18 protein-coding genes are annotated in these 22,183 nt (G+C 42.6%); 2 read left to right on the forward strand and 16 right to left on the reverse strand.

Features of this window, described 5'->3' with window-relative positions:
• Nucleotides 1-36 precede the first annotated feature (36 nt).
• The 16 genes from dnaE to rpsB form a co-directional block, all read right to left on the reverse strand.
• Complete coding sequence (dnaE, locus tag Q4557_RS14720; protein WP_303413647.1) at nt 37-3,513, reverse strand: DNA polymerase III subunit alpha; 3,477 nt, start codon at nt 3,511-3,513, stop codon at nt 37-39.
• A 186-nt stretch (nt 3,514-3,699) separates the two neighbouring features.
• On the reverse strand, nt 3,700-4,326 hold the full coding sequence (gene rnhB / locus Q4557_RS14725) for a ribonuclease HII (RefSeq protein WP_303413686.1): 627 nt from the start codon (nt 4,324-4,326) through the stop codon (nt 3,700-3,702).
• Between the two features lie 88 nt (nt 4,327-4,414).
• Nucleotides 4,415-5,557, reverse strand: coding sequence for a lipid-A-disaccharide synthase (gene lpxB, locus Q4557_RS14730; RefSeq protein ID WP_102476172.1), 1,143 nt, complete (start codon nt 5,555-5,557; stop codon nt 4,415-4,417).
• An 8-nt stretch (nt 5,558-5,565) separates the two neighbouring features.
• The gene (gene lpxA, locus Q4557_RS14735; protein ID WP_102439644.1) at nt 5,566-6,336 is read right to left on the reverse strand and encodes an acyl-ACP--UDP-N-acetylglucosamine O-acyltransferase; all 771 of its coding nucleotides are present in this window, start codon (nt 6,334-6,336) and stop codon (nt 5,566-5,568) included.
• On the reverse strand, nt 6,333-6,794 hold the full coding sequence (gene fabZ / locus Q4557_RS14740; RefSeq protein ID WP_076542894.1) for a 3-hydroxyacyl-ACP dehydratase FabZ: 462 nt from the start codon (nt 6,792-6,794) through the stop codon (nt 6,333-6,335). Before fabZ ends, lpxA begins: the two co-directional genes overlap by 4 nt.
• A 35-nt stretch (nt 6,795-6,829) precedes the next feature.
• Nucleotides 6,830-7,849 (reverse strand): UDP-3-O-(3-hydroxymyristoyl)glucosamine N-acyltransferase, encoded by a 1,020-nt coding sequence (gene lpxD / locus Q4557_RS14745; RefSeq protein ID WP_303413653.1) that lies wholly within the window; start codon nt 7,847-7,849, stop codon nt 6,830-6,832.
• Nucleotides 7,849-8,346, reverse strand: a complete 498-nt coding sequence (locus Q4557_RS14750) for an OmpH family outer membrane protein (RefSeq protein WP_102439646.1) — start codon at nt 8,344-8,346, stop codon at nt 7,849-7,851. Before Q4557_RS14750 ends, lpxD begins: the two co-directional genes overlap by 1 nt.
• A gap of 56 nt (nt 8,347-8,402) precedes the next feature.
• Nucleotides 8,403-10,886 (reverse strand): outer membrane protein assembly factor BamA, encoded by a 2,484-nt coding sequence (gene bamA / locus Q4557_RS14755; RefSeq protein ID WP_102439647.1) that lies wholly within the window; start codon nt 10,884-10,886, stop codon nt 8,403-8,405.
• A gap of 30 nt (nt 10,887-10,916) precedes the next feature.
• Nucleotides 10,917-12,287: a sigma E protease regulator RseP gene (rseP, locus tag Q4557_RS14760; protein WP_102476173.1), complete on the reverse strand. Its 1,371-nt coding sequence runs from the start codon at nt 12,285-12,287 to the stop codon at nt 10,917-10,919.
• Between the two features lie 14 nt (nt 12,288-12,301).
• On the reverse strand, nt 12,302-13,492 hold the full coding sequence (gene ispC / locus Q4557_RS14765; protein WP_102439649.1) for a 1-deoxy-D-xylulose-5-phosphate reductoisomerase: 1,191 nt from the start codon (nt 13,490-13,492) through the stop codon (nt 12,302-12,304).
• 4 nt (nt 13,493-13,496) lie between these two features.
• Nucleotides 13,497-14,354: a phosphatidate cytidylyltransferase gene (locus Q4557_RS14770; protein WP_102439650.1), complete on the reverse strand. Its 858-nt coding sequence runs from the start codon at nt 14,352-14,354 to the stop codon at nt 13,497-13,499.
• 20 nt (nt 14,355-14,374) lie between these two features.
• A complete protein-coding gene (locus Q4557_RS14775; RefSeq protein WP_102439651.1) occupies nt 14,375-15,199 on the reverse strand; it encodes an isoprenyl transferase in 825 nt (274 codons plus the stop codon).
• An 83-nt stretch (nt 15,200-15,282) separates the two neighbouring features.
• Nucleotides 15,283-15,840, reverse strand: a complete 558-nt coding sequence (gene frr, locus Q4557_RS14780; RefSeq protein WP_076542902.1) for a ribosome recycling factor — start codon at nt 15,838-15,840, stop codon at nt 15,283-15,285.
• Nucleotides 15,841-15,949: 109 nt separating this feature from the next.
• On the reverse strand, nt 15,950-16,687 hold the full coding sequence (gene pyrH, locus Q4557_RS14785; protein WP_076542903.1) for a UMP kinase: 738 nt from the start codon (nt 16,685-16,687) through the stop codon (nt 15,950-15,952).
• 67 nt (nt 16,688-16,754) lie between these two features.
• Nucleotides 16,755-17,606 carry a translation elongation factor Ts gene (gene tsf, locus Q4557_RS14790; RefSeq protein WP_076542904.1) on the reverse strand — a complete coding sequence of 284 codons (852 nt, stop codon included), beginning with the start codon at nt 17,604-17,606 and terminating at the stop codon, nt 16,755-16,757.
• Nucleotides 17,607-17,721: 115 nt separating this feature from the next.
• Nucleotides 17,722-18,450, reverse strand: a complete 729-nt coding sequence (gene rpsB / locus Q4557_RS14795; RefSeq protein WP_076542905.1) for a 30S ribosomal protein S2 — start codon at nt 18,448-18,450, stop codon at nt 17,722-17,724.
• A 330-nt stretch (nt 18,451-18,780) separates the two neighbouring features.
• Here rpsB and map point away from each other — a divergent pair, with 330 nt between their 5' ends.
• Nucleotides 18,781-19,572, forward strand: a complete 792-nt coding sequence (map, locus tag Q4557_RS14800) for a type I methionyl aminopeptidase (RefSeq protein ID WP_303413660.1) — start codon at nt 18,781-18,783, stop codon at nt 19,570-19,572.
• 22 nt (nt 19,573-19,594) lie between these two features.
• Nucleotides 19,595-22,174, forward strand: coding sequence for a bifunctional uridylyltransferase/uridylyl-removing protein GlnD (glnD, locus tag Q4557_RS14805; RefSeq protein ID WP_303413662.1), 2,580 nt, complete (start codon nt 19,595-19,597; stop codon nt 22,172-22,174).
• The last annotated feature ends 9 nt before the right edge of the window (nt 22,175-22,183 follow it).

The raw sequence follows: 22,183 nt of genomic DNA on the forward strand, positions 1-22,183 counted from the left end.
GCAATGTGAGCCCGAAACCAAAGCCAGTTTGCTAAATTAATTAAACACGATTTTGACGTTTTTAGAGCCCACTAGACTTTCAATTGCCAGCATCAGTTCATCGGTTGGATTCACCCGCCATTCATCACCAAGGCGTAATTGGCCTGCTGCTTGTTGCTGCTGATAATTAATGATAACCGGCACACTGCCGTTTTTCCATGGCGTTAATGCTTGCTCAAATTGCTCAAGCCAAGTTTGATTGATGTCATCAGCAGTAATGTTTATTTCCACTGCATTGGCAAAGTGGCTACGAGCCTCGCCAATTTCAATGATGTTGCGGGCAGTCATGCGATTGCCACCAGCAAAATCATCAAAGCTGACCTCACCTTCACAGATCAAAATTTTATCTTTTTCAAGCAAGTGATTAAACTTTTCAAACGCTTCAGTAAATAGCATCACCTCTAAGCGTGAGCTTTTATCATCTAACGTCACTAGCCCCATTTTTGAGCCACGTTTGGTTACCATCACTCGAGTGGCAATAACTAGCCCCGCGGCCTTCATGGTTTTACCGCGGTCAGTCGGATGGACGTCTTTTAAACGCCCTGAAGTGTACTGCTTCAGCTCTTTTAAGTATTGATTTATCGGATGACCTGTAAGGTATAAACCTAAAGTATCACGCTCACCTTCAAGCCAAACTTTATCAGGCCAAGGAGTACATTCAACAAAGTTTTGTTTATTGTCTTTTGGTTCAGAGTTAAGTAGGCCAAACATATCGTTTTGGCCAATAGCTTCAGCTTTGGCATGCTGGGCCGCGGCCAAAATCGCTTCTGGTAAGGTGGCAATCATCGCCGCGCGGTGCGGACCTAAACTGTCTAATGCACCGGCGCAAATCAGTTTTTCGATGACGCGTTTATTGAGCTTTTTAAGATCAATTCGGGCGCAGAAATCAAATAAATCAATAAATGGTCCGTCTTTTCGGGCATTGAGAATCGATTCCACTGGGCCATCACCAACCCCTTTAATCGCACCGATCCCGTAGACAATGTTAAGCTCGTCATCAACGGTAAATTTGAATAAGCCTTTATTCACATCCGGTGGAATAAGCGGTATGCCCATGCGTTCACATTCATCGACTAAGATAACGATTTTGTCTGTGTTATCCATATCCGCTGACATTACCGCAGCCATAAACTCGGCAGGATAATGGGTTTTTAGCCATAGGGTTTGATAAGAAACCAGTGCATAGGCTGCTGAGTGAGATTTGTTAAAACCATAACCGGCGAATTTTTCAACCAAATCGAAGATTTTCATCGACAGGTCGCCATCAACACCATTGTTGATAGCCCCTTCTTTGAAAGTACCACGCTGTTTGGCCATTTCTTCAGGTTTTTTCTTACCCATTGCACGGCGTAACATATCCGCGCCACCTAGGGTGTAGCCTGCTAGCACCTGCGCAATCTGCATCACTTGTTCTTGATACAAAATAATGCCGTAGGTTGGCTCTAACAGCTCTTTTAATGACTCATGTTGATATTCTGCATCAGGGTAAGAGACCGCTTCACGGCCATGCTTACGCTCAATAAAGTTATCTACCATGCCTGATTGCAATGGGCCTGGGCGAAACAGTGCCACAAGTGCAATCATGTCTTCAAAACAATCGGGTTGCAGACGTTTAATCAAATCTTTCATACCACGGGATTCTAACTGGAATACCGCTGTGGTTTCATAGCGCTGAAGTAATCTAAACGACTTAGGATCGGTTAAGTCAATGGCCTCAATCCTGACGGGCTCTTTGCCCTGCTTTGCTAGGCGCGGGTTAATCATTTGCAGCGCCCAATCAATAATGGTCAGGGTTCTTAAGCCTAAGAAATCAAACTTAACTAGCCCTGCGGTTTCTACATCATTTTTATCGAATTGCGTTACTGGGTTTAAGCCTTCAGCATCACAATAAAGGGGCGAGAAATCAGTGATAACTGTCGGTGAGATAACCACGCCACCAGCATGCTTACCGGCATTACGAGTAACACCTTCAAGTCGTCGACACATGTCAATCAGCTCACGGACATCTTCATCAGCGTTATACGCTTCTGGTAATGATGGCTCCACTTCAAAGGCTTTGGTCAGAGTCATCCCGGGCTCTGCAGGGATCATTTTTGTTAACCGTTCAACAAAACCATAGGGGTGACCGAGTGCACGGCCAACGTCCCGTACCACAGCTTTTGCCGCCATGGTACCAAAGGTAATAATTTGTGATACCGCATCTCGGCCATACAATTCAGCAACGTGATCGATAACTTCATCACGTCTATCCATACAGAAATCGACATCGAAATCAGGCATAGAGACACGTTCTGGGTTTAAGAAACGTTCAAACAGTAAGTCGTACTCTAGTGGGTCAAGATCGGTAATTTTTAGTGCATATGCCACTAATGAGCCCGCACCAGATCCACGACCCGGTCCAACAGGAATATCGTTATCCTTACCCCATTGAATAAACTCCATTACAATAAGGAAGTAACCAGGGAAGCCCATTTGGTTAATCACTTTTAGCTCAATATCTAGGCGTTCATCATACTCGGGACGCTTTTCTAAACGTACCTGTTCATCAGGGAATAAAAATTCCAGCCGCTCTTCTAGGCCTTTTTCCGACACTTCGACGAGAAAGTCTTCAATGGTCAAATCGCCCGTTGGGAAGTTAGGCAAGAAATATTCGTGTAAACGTATAGTCACATTACAGCGTTTGGCGATTTCCACACTGTTTGCCAGTGCTGATGGAATATCAGCAAATAACTCACACATTTCTTCTTCTGTGCGTAAGTATTGTTCTTTACTGTATTTTTTCGGTCTGCGAGGATCAGCTAAAGTAAAACCGTCATGGATCGCCACCCGTATTTCATGGGATTCAAAATCATCGGCCTTTAAAAAGACCACCTGATTGGTCGCCACAACAGGTAGATTGCGATCAGAAGCTAATTTTACCGCCATGTGCAGATAGCGTTCTTCATCAGCTCTGCCAGTTCGCAAAAGCTCTAAAAAGTAACGATCTTCAAAATGGGTTTGATAGAAATTTATCAGCTGATCAACTTGGGTTTGGTTACCTTTTAATAATGCCTTACCAACATCGCCTTCTTTCGCCCCAGAAATAATCAAAATGCCTTTATTAAACTTAATCAGCCACTCTTGATCGATAACCACTCGCCCATCTATTTGGCCACGTAAATAGGCCTCACTGATGAGCTGGGTTAAATTTTGATAACCGTCGTTATCTAAGGCGATGATAGTTAAGGCGCAAAACTCTTTTTCAAAACCTGGGACTTTCATCCAAAAATCAGCGCCAACAATCGGCTTGATCCCTGCCCCATGACAGCCACCATAAAACTTTACCAGACCACAAAAGTTATTTTGATCTGTTATCGCTAGCGCCCCCATTCCAAGCTCTTCGGCTTTGGCAATAATAGGTTTAACTTTTGCCACGCCATCTGACATGGAAAAATCACTGTGAACGCGAAGATGAACAAAACGAGGATCGGACATAGATTATAGTATCTTTGAAATGCGTGATTAAAAGGAAAAAACTGCTAGCCAGATTAACAAACTAACCCCAAATTTAATAGAACAGATTAGGGCTATCATCGCTAAATAAGCCGATTAAACAGCGCCAATGCCGTAGGCAATACTTGGCAATGCTGTCTAATGCTATATTGTTATAACCAAAGCGGTTTAAGATTCAGATTTTGCCAGTACTGCCATGACTGGTTTAAAACTTTTGCGGTGTTCAGCTAATACCCCATGTTGTGCTAATGCTTCAAAATGGGCTTTAGTTGGGTAACCTTTATGATTGGCAAACCCATATTGTGGATATCTGGCATCAAGCTCAGCCATTTCCCTGTCGCGGCTTACCTTGGCAATAATCGATGCGGCGCTTATTGCTGCCACCAAGCCATCACCTTTGATAATGGCATGACTAACGATTCCAAACTCTGGACTACGATTCCCATCCACCAACACTCGCTCTGGGGTAATAGTTAAGCCTTGCACTGCCCGCTGCATAGCCAGCATGGTGGCATGGAGAATGTTAAGTTCATCAATCTCTAATGGGGATGCACGGCCGACACTAATGCATAAGGCTTTTTCACTGATTTCAGTAAATAGCAATTCACGGCGTTTTTCAGTTAATTTTTTTGAGTCATTTAAGCCTGATATCGGATTATCAGGGTCTAAAATAACTGCTGCGGTAACCACATCACCCACTAATGGGCCTCGGCCAACTTCATCAACACCCGCGACCACGCCGCGGCTAATGTATTCAACTTGTTCGGGGGTAATACCCTTTATTACTGCAGGAATACGACTCACAAATCACCTCTAAAATTGCCATAAAAAAACCTGCTTGAGCGAATAACATCACTCAATCAGGCTTTAAAAATTACTGATATTAATCGAGTAAGTTAATTACCGCGTCAGCAGCTCTATCGCTGGCATTGCAGCGTAAACTGCGATGAATTTGCTCAAACTCTTGCTTAAGCGGCGTAAAATCTGCATTTAACTGCTCAATCACTGCAGCTGAAATATTCTCAGGATTACACTCATCTTGAACAATTTCAGGAATAAGCTTTTTGCCCGCGAGCAAGTTTGGCAAAGAATAATGCTCAACTAACATCATGCGTTTAGCAATTTTGTAAGTCAGCGCATTAACCCGATAAGACATCACCATAGGCCTTTTAACCAGCATGGCTTCAAGTGCTGCAGTGCCTGATGCTAGTAAAATAGCGTCAGCTGCGGCCATGACTTCCCTTGATTGCCCTTCAATTAAATCGATAACCAAATCTGGTGCATACAGCTCAAGGGCGGCAATAAACTGCTCCTTACGGGCCTTATTAACCAGTGGCGTGACAAACTTAATATCTGGATAAGCTTGCTTAACAATCAGCGCCGCTTTAATAAAAGGTTCAGCTAACTGTTTTAGCTCACCACCGCGAGATCCAGGCAAAATGGCTAAATATTCTGCATTAGGGTCTAAACCCAGCAGTTTACGGGCAGCTAACTTATCGCTTTCAAGCGGAATATCATCCGCTAAAGTATGACCGACAAAGGTACATGGCACCTGATGTTTGTCATAAAACGCTTTTTCAAAAGGTAATAACGACAACACCATATTGGTGGCTTTTTCGATTTTGAAAATACGTTTTGGACGCCAAGCCCAGACCGACGGACTCACATAATGGACCGTTTTTATGCCTTTATTTTTTAACTTGAGTTCAACCCCAAGGTTAAAATCTGGCGCATCAATACCAATAAAGCAATCAGGTTTTGCTGCACAAATTTGCTCAATCAAACTGGCGCGCACTTTAAGTAAACGCGGCAGCCTTGCTAACACTTCAACAATCCCCATAACGGCAAGCTCTTCAAACGAAAAAAAGCTCTCGAAACCAAGAGCCTCCATTTGAGGACCACCAATGCCAATAAAGCGCGCATCTGGGTAGTGATTTTGTAGCGACTTAATTAAGCCTGCGCCTAAAATATCGCCGGAGATTTCTCCGGCGACCATAGCAAATATACGAGGGGTATTATTTGTCATTATCAATACTATCGAATGATCCCGCGAGATGAACCATTAATGAATTCAACCATGCCTTTAACGTATTCATCGGCTTCAGCGTCTTCAGTAATTTCAGCTAATGCTTCTTCAATCGTTAAATTTTTACGATATAGCGATTTATAGGTACGACGAATAGCATGTTGGGTTTCTTTAGTGAAACCTCGGCGCTTCAAACCTTCAACGTTCAGACCTCTTGGGATAGCTGGGCTACCGGCTGCCATCACAAATGGCGGCACATCTTGAAAGATGGTTGAAGAGCCTGCAGTAAACGCATGGGCACCAATATGTACAAACTGATGTACACCAGTCATGCCACCTAAAATAGCCCAATCACCAACATGTACATGGCCTGCAATAGAAGCATTATTTGCCATGATAATATTGTCACCTAACACACAGTCATGAGCGATATGCACATAAGCCATAAGTAGGTTATTTGAACCTATACGGGTTTCACTATTATCTTGAATGGTACCGCGGTGAATAGTCACGTTTTCACGAATGATATTATTATCACCCATGATTAAAGTTGTTGGCTCACCAGCATATTTCTTATCTTGGCATTCTTCGCCAATTGAAGAAAACTGGAAGAAACGATTGCCTTTACCAATGACACTTGGGCCTTTGATAACGACATGTGAACTAACCCAAGTATCGTCGCCAATTTCAACGTCAGCGCCAATATAACTCCAAGGGCCAATCGTGACATTGTTACCAATTTTTGCGTCTGGGTGAACGAATGCTAACTTATCAATCACTTGTTGATCTCTCTGCGTGCACACATGATTTCGGCTGAACAGGCTAGCTCGCCATCGACGAATGCTTGTCCTTCAAATACACCAATTCCTCGGCGCTCTTTAATCATTTTAACGTGGAAATGAATCTGATCACCTGGAGATACCACCCGCTTAAAACGTGCTTTATCAATACCAGCAAGTAAATATAAGACATCTGGTGATGGATCTGGACTCATGGTTTTAAATGCAAGCAAACCTGTTGCTTGGGCCATCGCTTCAATGATTAATACACCAGGCATTACTGGTTTAACTGGGAAGTGACCTTGGAAAAAAGGCTCATTAAAGGTGACATTTTTAATCGCATGTAAAGACTCACCTACGGTGTAATCTAGAACACGGTCAACTAACAAAAAAGGGTATCTATGAGGAAGATACTGAAGGATCTCTTCAATATCCATGGTATTTAATTGGTTTGACACGCTAATTCCTCGCAATGGCAATCATGCCATGACTTCTAATCTTGTATTTTCTTTTCAATCACTTTGACGCGATTAAATAATTCATCTAAATGACGGAAACGAACAGTATTGCGACGCCATGATTTGTTATCCATTGCAATTGTAGCAGATGAATACAAACCTGGTTTACGAATTTCGCTTGTCACATTGGTGCTGCCAGAGACATGGGTGCCGTCTGCAACCTTCAAATGGCCTGCGATACCGCTACCGCCACCAATAATACAGTACTTACCAAGAGTCGCACTACCGGCTAGGAATGAGGTTCCTGCAATAGCGGTATTTTGGCCGACAACACAATTATGGGCAATTTGAACTTGGTTATCGATGATAACGCCATCATGAATTTCTGTATGAGATAAAGCACCACGATCGACTGTGGTATTGGCGCCAATTTCTACATTATCGCCAATTCTTACACCACCAGTTTGTGGGATTTTGATCCAGTTACCGCGCTCGTTCGCATAGCCAAAGCCATCTGAACCAATCACGCAACCAGAATGAAAAATACATTGCTGACCAACAATCACATCATGATAAAAAGTCACATTGGCTTTTAAAATACTGCCAGAACCTATGATAGATTGCTCGCCAATAACACTACCTGCAGCAATTTGTACGTCATTACCAATAATGACATTGGCATCGATGACAACATTAGCCCCTATAGCGACATTCTCGCCCAGTTGCGCTGAGGCATCGATTTGTGCCGAGGGGTGGATACCTTTGGTAACTTTTGGGGTGGTATCTAAAAGTTGTGCTACCCGTGCAAAGCCCACGTATGGGTCTTTTAACACTAAAGCATTGCCGCTGTAATCTTCGGCATCTTTTTCACTCAATAACACCGCACCCGCTTGAGAGGTCTCAAGCTGGGCACGATATTTACTATTGGCTAAAAAAGAAAGTTGATCTGAGGCGGCATCTTCTAGGGTCGCAACACTGGTGATCACCAAAGTGTCGTCGCCTTTAACAGATGCGCCTAATAGCTGACCAAGCTCTTTTAAAGTCACGGTTTTCATTAGTTGCCTTTACTTAACGCTTGAACAACTTTATCACTGATATCAGCATCTGGCTTAACGTAGATAACTGCACCACGTTGCAATACGATGTCATAAGACTCTTTTGCAGCAATAGTATTAATCGCTTCTTGTACTTTAACTAAAAGCTTGTTTTGCTCTTCACCTTGACGACGACGCATATCTTCATCAAGTGCTTTGCCTTTTAATTGGAAATCAGACTTTAGTGATTCCATTTCACGTCCAAGCTCAGTTTTTTGACTTTCGCTCATTAACGCACCATCACGTTGTTGCTTTTCAACTAATGTACGCATTTGTTCTTGCATTTTTTGTACGTCAGCAACTCGATCACCAAACTCAGTTTTTAGTGACTGTGAAATTTGTTCACGTTGAGGCAGTTGCTCAAATACTTCGCCCATATCAACCACAGCAATTTTTTCAGCATGTGCCATCATAGGTGCACTTAAAAATGCCATTGTTACTAACGCGCGATTTAACATCTTTTTCAAAATAGACTCCTTGTTATTATCAGCAAAACTTGCTGAGTGTATTTGTTTTAGAACGTTTTGCCAATGTTGAACGAAAATATCTCTGTTTCATCATCTTCGTACTCTTTAATCGGCCAAGCCAAGCTAAACACCATAGGTCCCATTGGTGATAACCATTGGACGCTCATACCCCAAGAGGCACGGATCCGACCTGGGTCGCTATAATCTTCCAGTTTGTCAAACTCATCCGCTGGAAGGTATCTATACGAGTCATAATCAAACTCGGTATCCCATACGTTACCAGCATCAACAAAGAAACTAGTACGTACTGAATTAGAATAAGCCTCATCCAAGAAAGGCGTTGGAACAATCATTTCCACACTGGCAGTCGCAATGGCATTACCACCAATAGAACGACCAGAACTCACTTGAATTCGGTTAGGATCACCTGGCAGTGTACAGCCGTCACCTGATGGATCTGGCGCACATGGCTCACTACCACGATATAAATAGAACGAACGAGGGCCGACAGAATTAGACTTAAAGCCACGTAATGAGCTACTACCACCTGAGTAATAGTTTTCCCAGAAAGGCAAAATTTGATCATTATCATTAAACTTACCATAACCATTGGCATAACCTAAGCGCGCTCGCGTTAGTAACACAAAGCTGTGGTTACGGGTTAATGGTAAGTAAAAGTTGGTATCAAAGTCAGTTTTAAAATACTGCAGATCCGACCCTGGAATGGTTGCTTTCGCACTTAGGCGCTGCGATGAACCATCTGTTGGGAAGGTGCCGCGGTTTAATGTACTGCGATACCAACCACCATTTATCTCAAAGTTATCAAAGGCTAAATCAGAATTCGGGTCATCAGACTCACGGTAAACATTATAGAAACGTAATGCTTGTTCGTAAGCAGAGATTTCTGAAATCGCGTTATGACGATAGCCGATACCACCATTTAAACGGTTATTTTCGTTTATCGGGAAGCCTGAGTTTACCGCGATGCCATAAGATTTATTCTTATAACGCTCAAGGTTAGCCTCGTTTGCATCAAACTCGTTCCAGAAGATACTGCCGCCTAAGCTCACACCATCTTTAGTAAAGTACGGGTCAGTGTAAGAGAAGTTAACGTTCTTAGAATACTTATTGGTATTTAAGTTAATACCCGCTTGGTTACCCGTACCTAAGAAGTTACTTTGCTGTACACCAAACTGCAGACTTAAGCCTGATTCAGTACCATAACCCACACCGGCGTTAAATGAACCAGATGGCTGTTCTTTCACATTGAAAGCCACATCCACTAAGTCATCACTGCCAGGTACTTGTACGGTTTCAGTATCAACTGTTTCAAAGTAACCTAAACGGTTTAACAATACTTTTGACTGCTCAACTTGAGCTGAGTTTAACCACGCACCTTCCATTTGACGTAGTTCACGACGCATTACTTCATCTTTAGTAACTGTGTTACCGCTGAAGTTAATTGAGCGCACGTAAACACGTTTACCAGGGTTAACATTAATGTTTAATGCAACCTCTTTGGTTTCGTCATTAATTTCTGGATAGGTTTTTACTTCAGGATAAGCATAACCAAAACGGCCTAAATACTTGCTGTACATTTCTTCGGTGAAGGTAACATCACCACCGTTGTACATATCGCCTTCTTTGATCGGCAAGATAGCCTTCATCAACTCTTCACGGCCCATTAAATCACCGGTTAAGTTAACTTCAGAGACCTCGTACTTATCACCTTCATCAACATTGATGGTGATGTACAAGCCTTTTCTATCAGGGGTCATTGCCACTTGGGTTGATGTTACCGCAAAGCGAATATAACCTTGGTTGTGATAGTAGGTTTTTACCGTTTCTAAATCAGCTTCAAGCTTTTGCTTTTGATAACGGCGCTCACCAAATAAGTCCCACCAAGCAACGTAATCTTTAAGCTCAAGTAAACCAATTAATTCAGAATCTGAAAAAACGGTATTACCCACTACGTTAATTTGGCGAATTTCAGCCGCTAAGCCTTCAGTGAAGTTAAATTTAAGTTCAACACGGTTACGAGGTAAGTTAATGACTTCTGCTTCAACTTTCGCGCCGTATTTACCCACACCGTAATAGAAATCTTGCAGGCCTTTTTCGATGCCTGACAACATGGTTCTATCAAGTGACTCACCGATTTTAATACCTGAGCCGTCTAAGCTTTCTTGTAACTGCTCATCTTTAATATCTTTGTTACCTTCAAAGGTAACAGCACTGATAGTGGCACGCTCTTTAACGGAAACAAGCAATACGCCATCTTCATGGCTAACACTGATGGTTTCGAAGTTGGTTGAGGCATACAAGCTTTTAATGGCTTGCTGTAATTTTACTTGGTCTACCGTATCGCCCACTTTAACGGGCAGGTTTAGCAAGGCAGCACCAAGTGCGACTCGCTGTAAACCATCAATCTGGATGTCGGTCACTTCAAATGGTTGGAAAGTTTCCGCCATACCATTGCCTGAAAATGACGCGCCGACTAAAATCATCGAGGCAAAAAGTTTATTCAATCTCATAGAGCACTTCTAATTATTTGTGTTCCCTGCTCAGAGTCTGGAAAAATCATTAAAGAGTGCAACACTCATCAACAATAACAGCATCGCTGCGCCAAACCTGAATCCTATGTCCTGTACCTTCTCCGGTACAGGCTTACCCGTAATCACTTCGATAAAGTAATACAGCAAGTGTCCCCCATCGAGCACTGGCAAAGGCATTAAATTAATGATGCCTAAGTTCACACTGATGAGTGCGATAAACCCAAGAAAGTACACAAATCCATAGTCTGCACTGGTACCAGCACCTTGAGCTATAGAAATAGGACCACTTAAGTTTTTCACCGACACATCGCCGGTAAACAGTTTTCCAATCATCTTAAAGCTGACAACCACCAGTTGCCATGTTTTATCAGCGGCTGCTGTGAAGGAATCTACTATGCCATACTCAAGCTGGAAGCGCATACTTTCCGGCCAATCAATTTGAGTAGGACTTACCCCGACCATGCCAATCATTTGGCCTGCAGCATTGGTTTGTGCTTGCGGGGTGACATTAAGGGTTAATGCTTGATTATCACGTAATATTTTTAGCTGCACCGTTTTATCGGCAGACTTTTGTATCACATCTACAAACGCATTCCAATCGCGGTATGGTTTACCATTGATGGCAGTAATTTCATCGCCAACCTGCATACCAGCATATTCTGCCGCGCTACCTTTGGTGATCAAGGCTATTATAGGTTCAATGGCTGGGCGATAAATACCTAAACCAATTGCACTAATTGGCGATTCTTTATCGGGGTCAAATGTCCATTGGCTAATATCAAGCGTATGGGATTGACCAAGCTGGGCATCTGTAACGGCCGCATTAAGCGGTGTAAGACTGATCTCTAACGAATCGCCGCCAATATGACTCACTAACGCTAAATTAACTTCTTCCCAGTTTCTGACTTTTTGACCAGATACCGATAAAATTTGCATTGGCTCTTTAATGCTTATCTGCGCCGCAGGAGTATTGGCTTTGGTGGTATCAATAACAGGCTTTAAAGAAGGTACGCCAATGATGTACATAAGGTATAAGGCAACAATGGCGAACAAAAAGTTGGCCATGGGCCCGGCTGCCACAACCGCAATACGCTGCCAAACGGTTTTTCGATTAAAAGCTTGGTCGAGTAATTCCTCTGGGACTTCTTCTACTCGCTCATCAAGCATTTTGACATAACCGCCAAGCGGGATCATCGCCACAACGTACTCAGTGCCGTCTTTACCAACCTTGCGCCAAATGGCTTTACCAAAGCCAATAGAAAAACGTTCGACTTTTATGCCGCAACGGCGTGCAACCCAAAAATGTCCGTATTCATGAACTGTAATCAAAATACCTAATGCGACAATAAATGACCCTAGGTTCCATAAAAAATCTAACATTGTTCTCCTAAGAACTAGTTAATTGATTTAATTGCTTCATGAGCAATAGCACGTGCTTGTGCATCTAACTGTACAATATCTTCAATCGTCGATAACGACGACTGCGGCACTTTTAATAAACACGCTTCATTAACTTTAGCGATGTCAGTGAACTTGATTTGTTCAGCTAAAAAGGCTGCTACGGCAATTTCGTTTGCGGCGTTAAGTACTGTTGTCGCCTCTTGTCCCTGCTCACAAGCCTGCATTGCTAAGCCTAAACATGGGAAACGATTGAAGTCAGGTTCACAGAAGCTCAATTCTCGGACTTTGAAAAAGTCCAAAGGTTCAACTCCAGCGTTAATTCTTTCAGGAAAAGACATACAATGGGCAATAGGTGTACGCATATCTGGGTTACCCATTTGTGCGAGCACTGAACCATCTCGATATTGCACCATAGAGTGAATCACACTTTGCGGGTGAATAACCACTTTCAATTGCTCAGCCTTAGTATTGAATAACCAGCGCGCTTCAATAAACTCAAGACCCTTGTTCATCATGGTGGCTGAATCGACTGAAATTTTAGGTCCCATTGACCAATTAGGGTGATTACACGCTTGTGCTGGCGTCATGGATTGAAGCGCGGCTAAATCGGCGGTTAAAAATGGGCCACCAGAGCCTGTCAGTAAAATATGCGAAATACCAGATGCGGTTAAATCACAGTGCCCAAGGTTGGCTTGAATATCGGCAGGTAAGCACTGAAAAATAGCATTATGCTCACTATCGACCGGCAGTAGGGTCGCGCCACTTTGCACTGTAGCCTGCATAAACAATTCGCCAGACATGACTAAGGCTTCTTTATTTGCCAGCAATACCCGTTTGCCCGCTTTAACTGCGGCAAAGGTTGAAACAAGACCTGCTGCGCCGACAATCGCGGCCATAACCGTATCAACTTCAGAAGCCGTGACAAGACCTAATAACGCATCCTCACCTGTTGTCACCTTAGTGGCAATATTAGCAGGTATACGCTGCTGCAGCGCCTTAGCTGCAGATTCATCGACCATATGTGCATATACTGGTTTATGCTCGATACATAATGACAACATTTTATCGACGCTGGCATTGGCAACGAGACCATAAACCGCATATTGCTGTGGGTTTTGGCTAATAACACTTAACGTACTTGACCCAATGGAGCCAGTAGCGCCTAAAATGACCATATTTTGCATTGTATTAAATCCAGAATGCGATGTAGATAAGAGTGAAGATCGGTAGTGCAGCCGTTAAACTGTCCATTCTATCGAGTACTCCACCATGGCCTGGTAAAATAGTACCTGAATCTTTTATATCAGCAGCACGTTTAAACATGCTTTCAGATAAATCACCAAAGGCTGAAGCTAAAGCGGTTATCAGCGTAACGGTAATCACTAAAGCTAATTCTTGTTCTGGTGAGTAATACATCACCCCACATGCGACGACCAAGGTTGCTAATAAGCCACCAATCAAACCTTCAAGGGTTTTATTAGGGCTAACATTGGGCATCAATTTATGCTTACCAAATGCGCGACCAGCAAAATAAGCACCTGTATCAGCGGCCCAAACAACTAACATGACTAAAAAGACTAAGGTGCCACCAAAATAAGGGTCAACATTACTGCTGATTGATTTGAGCGTAATGAGGGCAACAAAACAGGGAATAAGTGTTAGCTGACCAAACATCGACTTCAGCATTGGGCTGTTTTTCCATATGCTGTCAGTTTTAGGAAATGAAATAACTAAAAGTGCGCTTAAAAACCACCAAAAAGCACCAATAGCAATAATAGAGACAAAAATAGGGTGTAATTGGCCTTTAAGCCACATTGCATCCACAGGTACGATAAAGTTTAACGCTAATAAAATAACGGTGACTGTGACGGTAAATGTCCACTGGGTCACTTTACACTCAGGGTCAATAAAGCTGCCCCACTCTTTTGCGCCGATCATGAATACCGGCACCAAAACCCAAGCAAAATACTCTGCAGGCAGAAAGAAAATGGCCCCTATAACGAGAGGAAGTAACCATAATACTGTTATAATTCTTTGTTTTAACAAAAGTTTAGCCTCTTAATTCTTTATATAGCGCGAATTTCTTCGATTTGACTGCCTGTCAAACCAAAGCGGCGCTGTCTACTGGCAAATACAGCAAGGGCATCTTTAAACGCTTGCTCATTGAAATCTGGCCATAAGGTGTCAGTAAAGACTAACTCCGCATATGCAGCCTGCCATAAAATAAAATTACTGATGCGGTAATCACCGCCTGTCCGGATCATCAAATCAACTTCATTTTGTCCGTGCATGCACAGTTGTTGATTTAATAAATCTTCAGTTAACTCATCGGATGCTAAATCACCTTGGGCGACTTTATCCGCTAACTTTTGTGTCGCTTGTAAAATATCCCAGCGGCCACCATAGTTAGCAGCAACATTAAGCACTAAACCAGTATTGCCTGCCGTTTTTTGTTGTGCTTCATGGATCTGTTTTTGTAAACGTGCAGAAAAGCGGCTGATATCACCGATAATATTTAAACGCACTTGATTATTATGCAGTAGTTTGATTTCGCGCTGTAATACAGTGAAAAACAATTCCATCAGCAAACTGACTTCTTTATCAGGACGACGCCAATTTTCACTGGAAAAAGCAAACAAGGTTAACGACTCGATTTGTAACTGGCTCGCCACACTGACAGCCCGACGCACGGCCTTTACACCGGCCTTGTGGCCGAACACTCTTGGTTTACCTTGTTGCTGAGCCCAGCGGCCATTGCCATCCATAATGATGGCAACATGTTTAGGCAACGACTGTTTAACCACATCAGATAATTGCCCAGGCAATTGCTCTGATGAATCAATATCGGTATCTAATTGTGTTTCTGGCTCAAATCCAACAGTGGATGACATCTATTACAACCCTTTCAAATAGACAAACGCCGTGTAGTATAACCTTACACGGCGCTTCAACTCTAGCTTTGCTATGAGGAGAATTAGACTTCCATCAATTCTTTTTCTTTAACAGCTAAAATTCCATCAATATTCTTGATGCTAGCATCGGTGAACTTCTGAATTTCATCTTCGCTACGGCGAACATCATCTTCAGTACACTCTTTTGCTTTCTCAAGCTTTTTAATTTCGCTGATAGCATCACGGCGAACGTTACGGACTGCAACACGGCCATTTTCAGCTTCACCACGAACCACTTTGATGAAATCTTTACGACGCTCTTCAGTCAATGCTGGTAATGGAATACGCATTGAGTTGCCGGCAGTCATTGGATTTAAGCCTAAATCAGAGCTCATAATCGCTTTTTCTACAGCTTGCACCATAGTAGCATCAAATACAGTTACATTTAGCGTACGTGAGTCTTCGATACCAATATTAGCAACTTGCTTAAGTGGTGTCATAGAACCGTAGTAAGAAACTTGAATTGAATCAAGTAAACTTGGGTGAGCACGGCCGGTACGCACTTTGGCCATTTGGTTTTTAGTTGCTTCAACACATTTGCTCATACGTTCTTGAGCATCTTCTTTAATTGTATTAATCACGTTAAATATCCTTTTGGTCACAAACACTTAATACCTGAACGGCACCTTGATAATGGTACACGGGTTGCCCTATGTCGATACCCGTTCAAGTTAAATTTCTAAGCCTGATTTAGCTTGATTTTTTAGCGCTAATATACGTGCCTTCTTCTTCACCCATGATAACACGGCGCAATGCACCTGGCTTATTCATGTTGAATACTAATATTGGCATGTTGTGGTCACGGGCTAGCGTAAATGCTGCTAAGTCCATTACCTTAAATTCGTTTTCTAACACTTCGTTGAAGCACAGGGTGTCGTATTTAACCGCTTCTGGATCCTTCATTGGATCAGCTGAATAAACACCATCAACTTTAGTGCCTTTAAGTACAACTTCAGCTTCAATTTCAATGCCGCGTAAGCAGGCTGCTGAATCGGTTGTACAGAATGGATTACCGGTACCCGCTGCAAAAATCACAACACGACCCGATTTTAATAAACTGATTGCTTCAGCCCAGTTGTAGTCATCACACACACCTTTTAAAGGAATGGCTGACATCAAACGTGCATTTACATAGGCACGGTGCAGTGCATCACGCATTGCAAGGCCGTTCATTACGGTTGCTAACATGCCCATATGATCGCCAACAACACGATTCATACCAGCTTGCGCTAAGCCTTCACCACGGAATAGATTACCACCACCAATTACAACCCCAACTTGAATACCTAACTCAACCAGTTCTTTGACTTCTTGAGCCATACGATCAAGTACTTTAGGGTCAATACCGAAGCCTTCTTCGCCCATCAAGGCTTCACCACTTAATTTTAAAAGAACGCGTCTAAATGCAGGTTTTGGATTGGTGCTCATAACTTTTTCCTAATTATAACAAAACCGCAGCGGTTGCTGCGGCTTTAGGGTATGAAGAGATGTTGAATTACGCTTTTTTAGTAGCGGCGATTTGTGCAGCAACTTCTGCAGCGAAATCTTCTTCTTTCTTCTCGATACCTTCACCCACTTCTAAACGAATGAAGTTAGATACTGTTGCGCCTTTCTCTTTAAGAATATCGCCAACAGTTTTCTTAGGCTCCATGATGTAAGCTTGACCAGTAAGAGAGATCTCACCAGTAAACTTCTTCATACGGCCAATAACCATCTTCTCAGCGATTTCTTGAGGCTTACCTTCGTTCATCGCGATTTCTACTTGAAGCGCTTGCTCACGAGCAACAACATCAGCAGGTACGTCAGTTGGATTAACGAATTCAGGCTTAGAAGCAGCAACATGCATTGCGATGTGCTTAAGTGTTTCAGCGTCAGCTTCACCCGTTACAACAACACCGATACGGTCGCCGTGACGGTAAGTCGCTTGAGTAGCGCCATCGATGTACTCGATACGACGAACGTTGATGTTTTCACCGATTTTAGCTACTAAAGCAACACGAGTTTCTTCAAACTGTGCTTTTAGCTCTTCGATTGTTACTTTAGATGCAGCAGCAACTTCAAGTACTTCGTTAGCAAATGCTAAGAAGTTACCGTCTTTAGCAACGAAATCTGTTTGGCAGTTAACTTCTAATAATGCTGTGTAGCCTTCAGCTTGCTTGATTAGAATTGTACCTTCAGCAGCAATGTTACCTGCTTTTTTAGCAGCTTTTGCAGCACCGCTCTTACGCATGTTATCAATCGCTAGCTCGATATCACCGTTAGTTTCAGTCAATGCTTTTTTACAGTCCATCATGCCAGCGCCAGTGCGGTCACGAAGTTCTTTAACTTGGGCAGCAGTAATTGCCATTGTTAAGTCCTCAAATTTGATTCGTTTAATATTTCATCTATAAAACAGGGGCCTAAAGGCCCCTGTTCACCAATTAATTATTGGCAAATAAGGGAGATGGTAACCATCAACCTTATTAAACAGTTTCTACGAAACCGTCTTGCTCAGCTTGAACAGCTAAATCTTGACCACGGCCTGAGTTAGCAGCTGCAGCAACAGAAGAAGTGTACAAACGGATAGAACGCATAGCATCATCGTTACCAGGAACGATGTAGTTAACGCCATCTGGAGCAGAGTTAGTATCAACAACAGCAACAACTGGGATACCTAAGTTGTTAGCTTCTTTAATAGCGATATGCTCGTGGTCAGCACCGATAACGAATAATACGTCAGGTAAGCCGCCCATGTTTTTGATACCACCAAGAGATTTTTCTAACTTCTCTAGCTCGCGAGTACGCATTAACGCTTCTTTCTTAGTAAGCTTGTCGAAAGTACCGTCAACAGACTGGCTTTCTAGCTCTTTAAGACGTTTGATTGACTGACGAACAGTTTTCCAGTTAGTCAACATACCGCCTAACCAGCGGTGATCAACGTAGTACTGGTCACAAGAGATTGCAGCTTCTTTGATAGCTTCGCCAGCAGCGCGCTTAGTACCAACAAAAAGAACTTTACCTTTCTTAGAAGCAACATTGCTAATGAAAGCTAAAGCTTCGTTGAACATTGGTACAGTGTGCTCAAGGTTGATGATATGAACACCATTACGTGCACCGAAGATGAAAGGTTTCATCTTAGGATTCCAGTAACGAGTTTGGTGACCGAAGTGAACACCAGCTTGAAGCATGTCGCGCATTGAAACAGTAGTCATTTTATATACCTTAATTTGGGGGGTTAGACCTCCACGGATCCCATACCTTCGACCCTTGCCTAAAATAGACTAAGAGCACCCCGAAGAATGTGTCGATACGTGTGTGATTTAGTATTTAGTTAAATTGCCATCTATAACATGTATAATGGCCGCCATATTTTACTCTTAGTGAAGCAATAAGTGAAGAAAGCTTTGATGCTTAGTTCACTTTTATGTTTCGTTAAGACTTATACATAACGGCGCGCTTTATATCATAACTGGGTAAAAAGTACAAATTTTGCCACATTTTAAATGCGCTTTTTTGACAGCGACAACGGTAAGAGAAAATTCATGAGCATAGTTATCAAGACAGCAGAACAAATCGAAAAAATGCGTGTAGCAGGTAAATTAGCCGCTGACGTGTTAGAAATGATAGCCCCACATGTAAAAGTGGGAGTAACGACAGATGAGTTGAATGAAATCTGTGCTAAATACACTAAAGAACATGGAGCTATCTCTGCACCGCTGAACTATCACGGCTTTCCAAAATCAATCTGTACTTCGGTAAATGAAGTCGTGTGTCATGGTATTCCTGGCCCTTACATATTAAAAGACGGTGACGTGCTCAATATCGATATCACAGTGATCAAAGATGGCTTTCATGGCGACACCTCTAAAATGTTTTTAATTGGTGATGTTAGCCCTAAAGACAAACGTCTAGTTCGTATTGCTCAAGAAAGCCTTTATTTAGCCATTAAGAAAGTCAAGCCGGGTGCTAAGTTAGGTGAAATTGGCACTGCTATCGAAAAGTTCATTAAAGCCAGTAAATCTGGTTTAGACAAATACTCAATCGTGCAAGATTATTGTGGTCACGGCATCGGTGAAGGCTTTCACGAAGAGCCACAAGTGGTCCATTATAAAAACAACGACAAAACGGTTTTAAAAGAAGGCATGTGTTTCACAATCGAGCCAATGATTAATGCTGGACGCTACACAACGGTTTTAGATAAAGAAGATAACTGGACAGTGACCACTTCAGATGGTAAAAAATCAGCACAATGGGAACACACATTGCTAGTGACTAAAACCGGAGTCGAAGTACTCACACTACGTAATGAAGAAGAATTCCCAAGAACGCTTTAATTTTTAGGTAAAAAGGACGTCAATGAACACTGCGCTGGTAGCTAAAAACACCCTAGTCGATCTAAACCAGCGCTTATTGGCGCAATTTGCTCAAAAGCAGCCAATAACTGAACTCGTCAAAGAGCGATGTGTATTTGTTGATGAGCTATTAAAACAAGCTTGGCAATCGTTTTATACTAATGATCAGACGATTGCGCTCATTGCGGTGGGTGGATACGGCCGCGGTGAATTACACCCCCACTCTGATATTGATTTACTGATCCTGACCCAAACCGAAGCCAAGAACCTGCAAGCCCAAGAGCTTATCAGCCAATTTATCACTTACCTTTGGGATTCTGGCTTAGAGATCGGTCACAGTGTGCGCACCATTGAGCAAACCCTTGAGCTTGGCCTTAGCGATATCAGCACTGCTACTAACCTGCTTGAAGCTAGATTGTTATCAGGTGACGAAAGCTTATTTGATCAATTATATGACGCGATTCGTGAACATGATTTTTGGCCTTCTGACACATTCTTTCTTGCAAAAAAACAAGAACAGCAATATCGACATGCTAAAGCCAATGCCTTTGATTTAGAACCCAATATCAAGTCATGTCCCGGTGGCTTACGCGATATTCAAACTATAGCATGGGTGGCTATGCGCCACTTTGACGCCGCGTCATTACAAGAATTAGTCGGCTACGACTTTCTTGAGCCCATTGAATTAACCGAGTTACTGGAATGTCAGGATTTTCTCTGGCAACTGCGTTTTTCACTGCACATGATTGCTGGCAGAGATGAAAATAGGCTGCTGTTTGACTTACAAAGACAAGTTGCCGCAGCAATGGGTTATGAGGATGGGACTCAGCTCGCGGTCGAGCAAATGATGAAACGCTATTACCGCACAGTAAGACGGGTAATGGAATTAAATGAGATGTTGCTGCAGTTATTTAAGCGTGCAACCTTGCATCAAACTGCGCCGTTAACCATTCAGCCAATCAATGAAAACTATCAGCGCCGTGGTCACTTCATTGAAGTGCTCGATAATCAACTGTTTGAGCAACAACCTGAACAAATTATTAATTTATTTTTGTTAGTGGCCAAAAATTCTAATATCCAACGCATTTATGCCCCAACGCTGCGGCTTTTACGTAAAGCACGACGTGGCCTTAAGGGGCCACTACAAGATAACCCAGAGTGCAGAAAATGCTTAATGAGTATTTTAAAGCACCCTCGTGGCATAACAGCTTTATCCTTGATGCATAAACACGGCATATTATCTTCATACTTACCCGCATGGCGTAACATCGAAGGTCAAATGCAGTTTGATTTATTTCATGCGTACACGGTTGATGAGCACACTCACCGCTTACTGCTCAACATTGACCGCTTTTCGCAAACTGAGCAGATAGATGAATTCCCCTTAGGCGCGATTTTAATTAATCAGTTGCCTAAAAAAGGCTTATTAGTTTTAGGCGCTATATTCCATGACATTGCTAAAGGACGAGGCGGCGATCATAGTAAGTTAGGCTCTAAAGACGCGCTGGATTTTTGTAAGCTTCATGGATTAAACGATCATGACGGCCGTTTAGTGGCTTGGTTGGTTGAAAACCATTTAGTGATGTCAGTCACCGCACAGCGCCGTGATATTTCAGATCCTGATGTGGTGGCCGTTTTTGCAGATAGAGTCCAAGATGCGGTGCATTTAAGTTATTTATATTGCTTAACTGTGGCCGATATTTGCGCGACAAACCACAAAGCATGGAATAATTGGAAAGGCTCGTTACTGCGGGATTTATATTTTTCAACTCAGCGCGTGTTAGCCAGAGGCAAAGAAAAGCCCATTGATGTGGCTGAGCGAGTCCAAGAAACCAAACAAAAAGCGCAAAAAGAGCTGCTACGACGTGGCGTAAAACAAAAAAATATTGATGCGTTATGGCTAAGGTTTAAAGACGATTACTTTTTACGTCATCAACCTAATCAGGTTTCATGGCATACAGAAGCCTTGTTGAAACACGACAAGCAAAAACCATTGGTGCTTATTTCAAAGCATACAACCCGTGGTGGCAGCGAGCTGTTTGTTTACGCCAAAGATAAACCCAAGTTATTTGCCACTGTTATGGCGGTGTTAGACAATAAAAACATTAATGTTCATGATGCTAACGTTATGACATCAAATGATGATTACGCCTTAGATACATTCGTTATCCTAGAGCAAGATGGCAAACCAATCAGCCAGCTTTCCCGCATTCAGTCGATTAAAAAGTCACTTGAGAAGGCGTTAGCAGCACAAAAAGCTAAACCGTCAAAATTTAGAAAGCTGTCACGGATCATGAAACCTTTTAATGTTCGTACCCAAGTAAGTTTCCTACCTGGGACTAACCATGATACAAGTATGATGGAATTAATCGCATTAGACTTCCCGGGCTTATTAGCCAGCGTCGGAGAAGTGCTGCATCGCTGCGATATCACCTTATTATCAGCTAAAATAACCACCATTGGAGAGCGCGCCGAAGATTTCTTTATCTTACAAAATAATGCCGGCAGCGAGCTCAATGAAACGCAACAAGCGCAACTATCTGAAGCCCTCTTAGGAGCGCTTTCAACACCTTTACCACAATAAACTAATCGG

The sequence above is a fragment of the Shewanella sp. 5_MG-2023 genome (assembly GCF_030547465.1).
GTDB lineage: Bacteria > Pseudomonadota > Gammaproteobacteria > Enterobacterales > Shewanellaceae > Shewanella.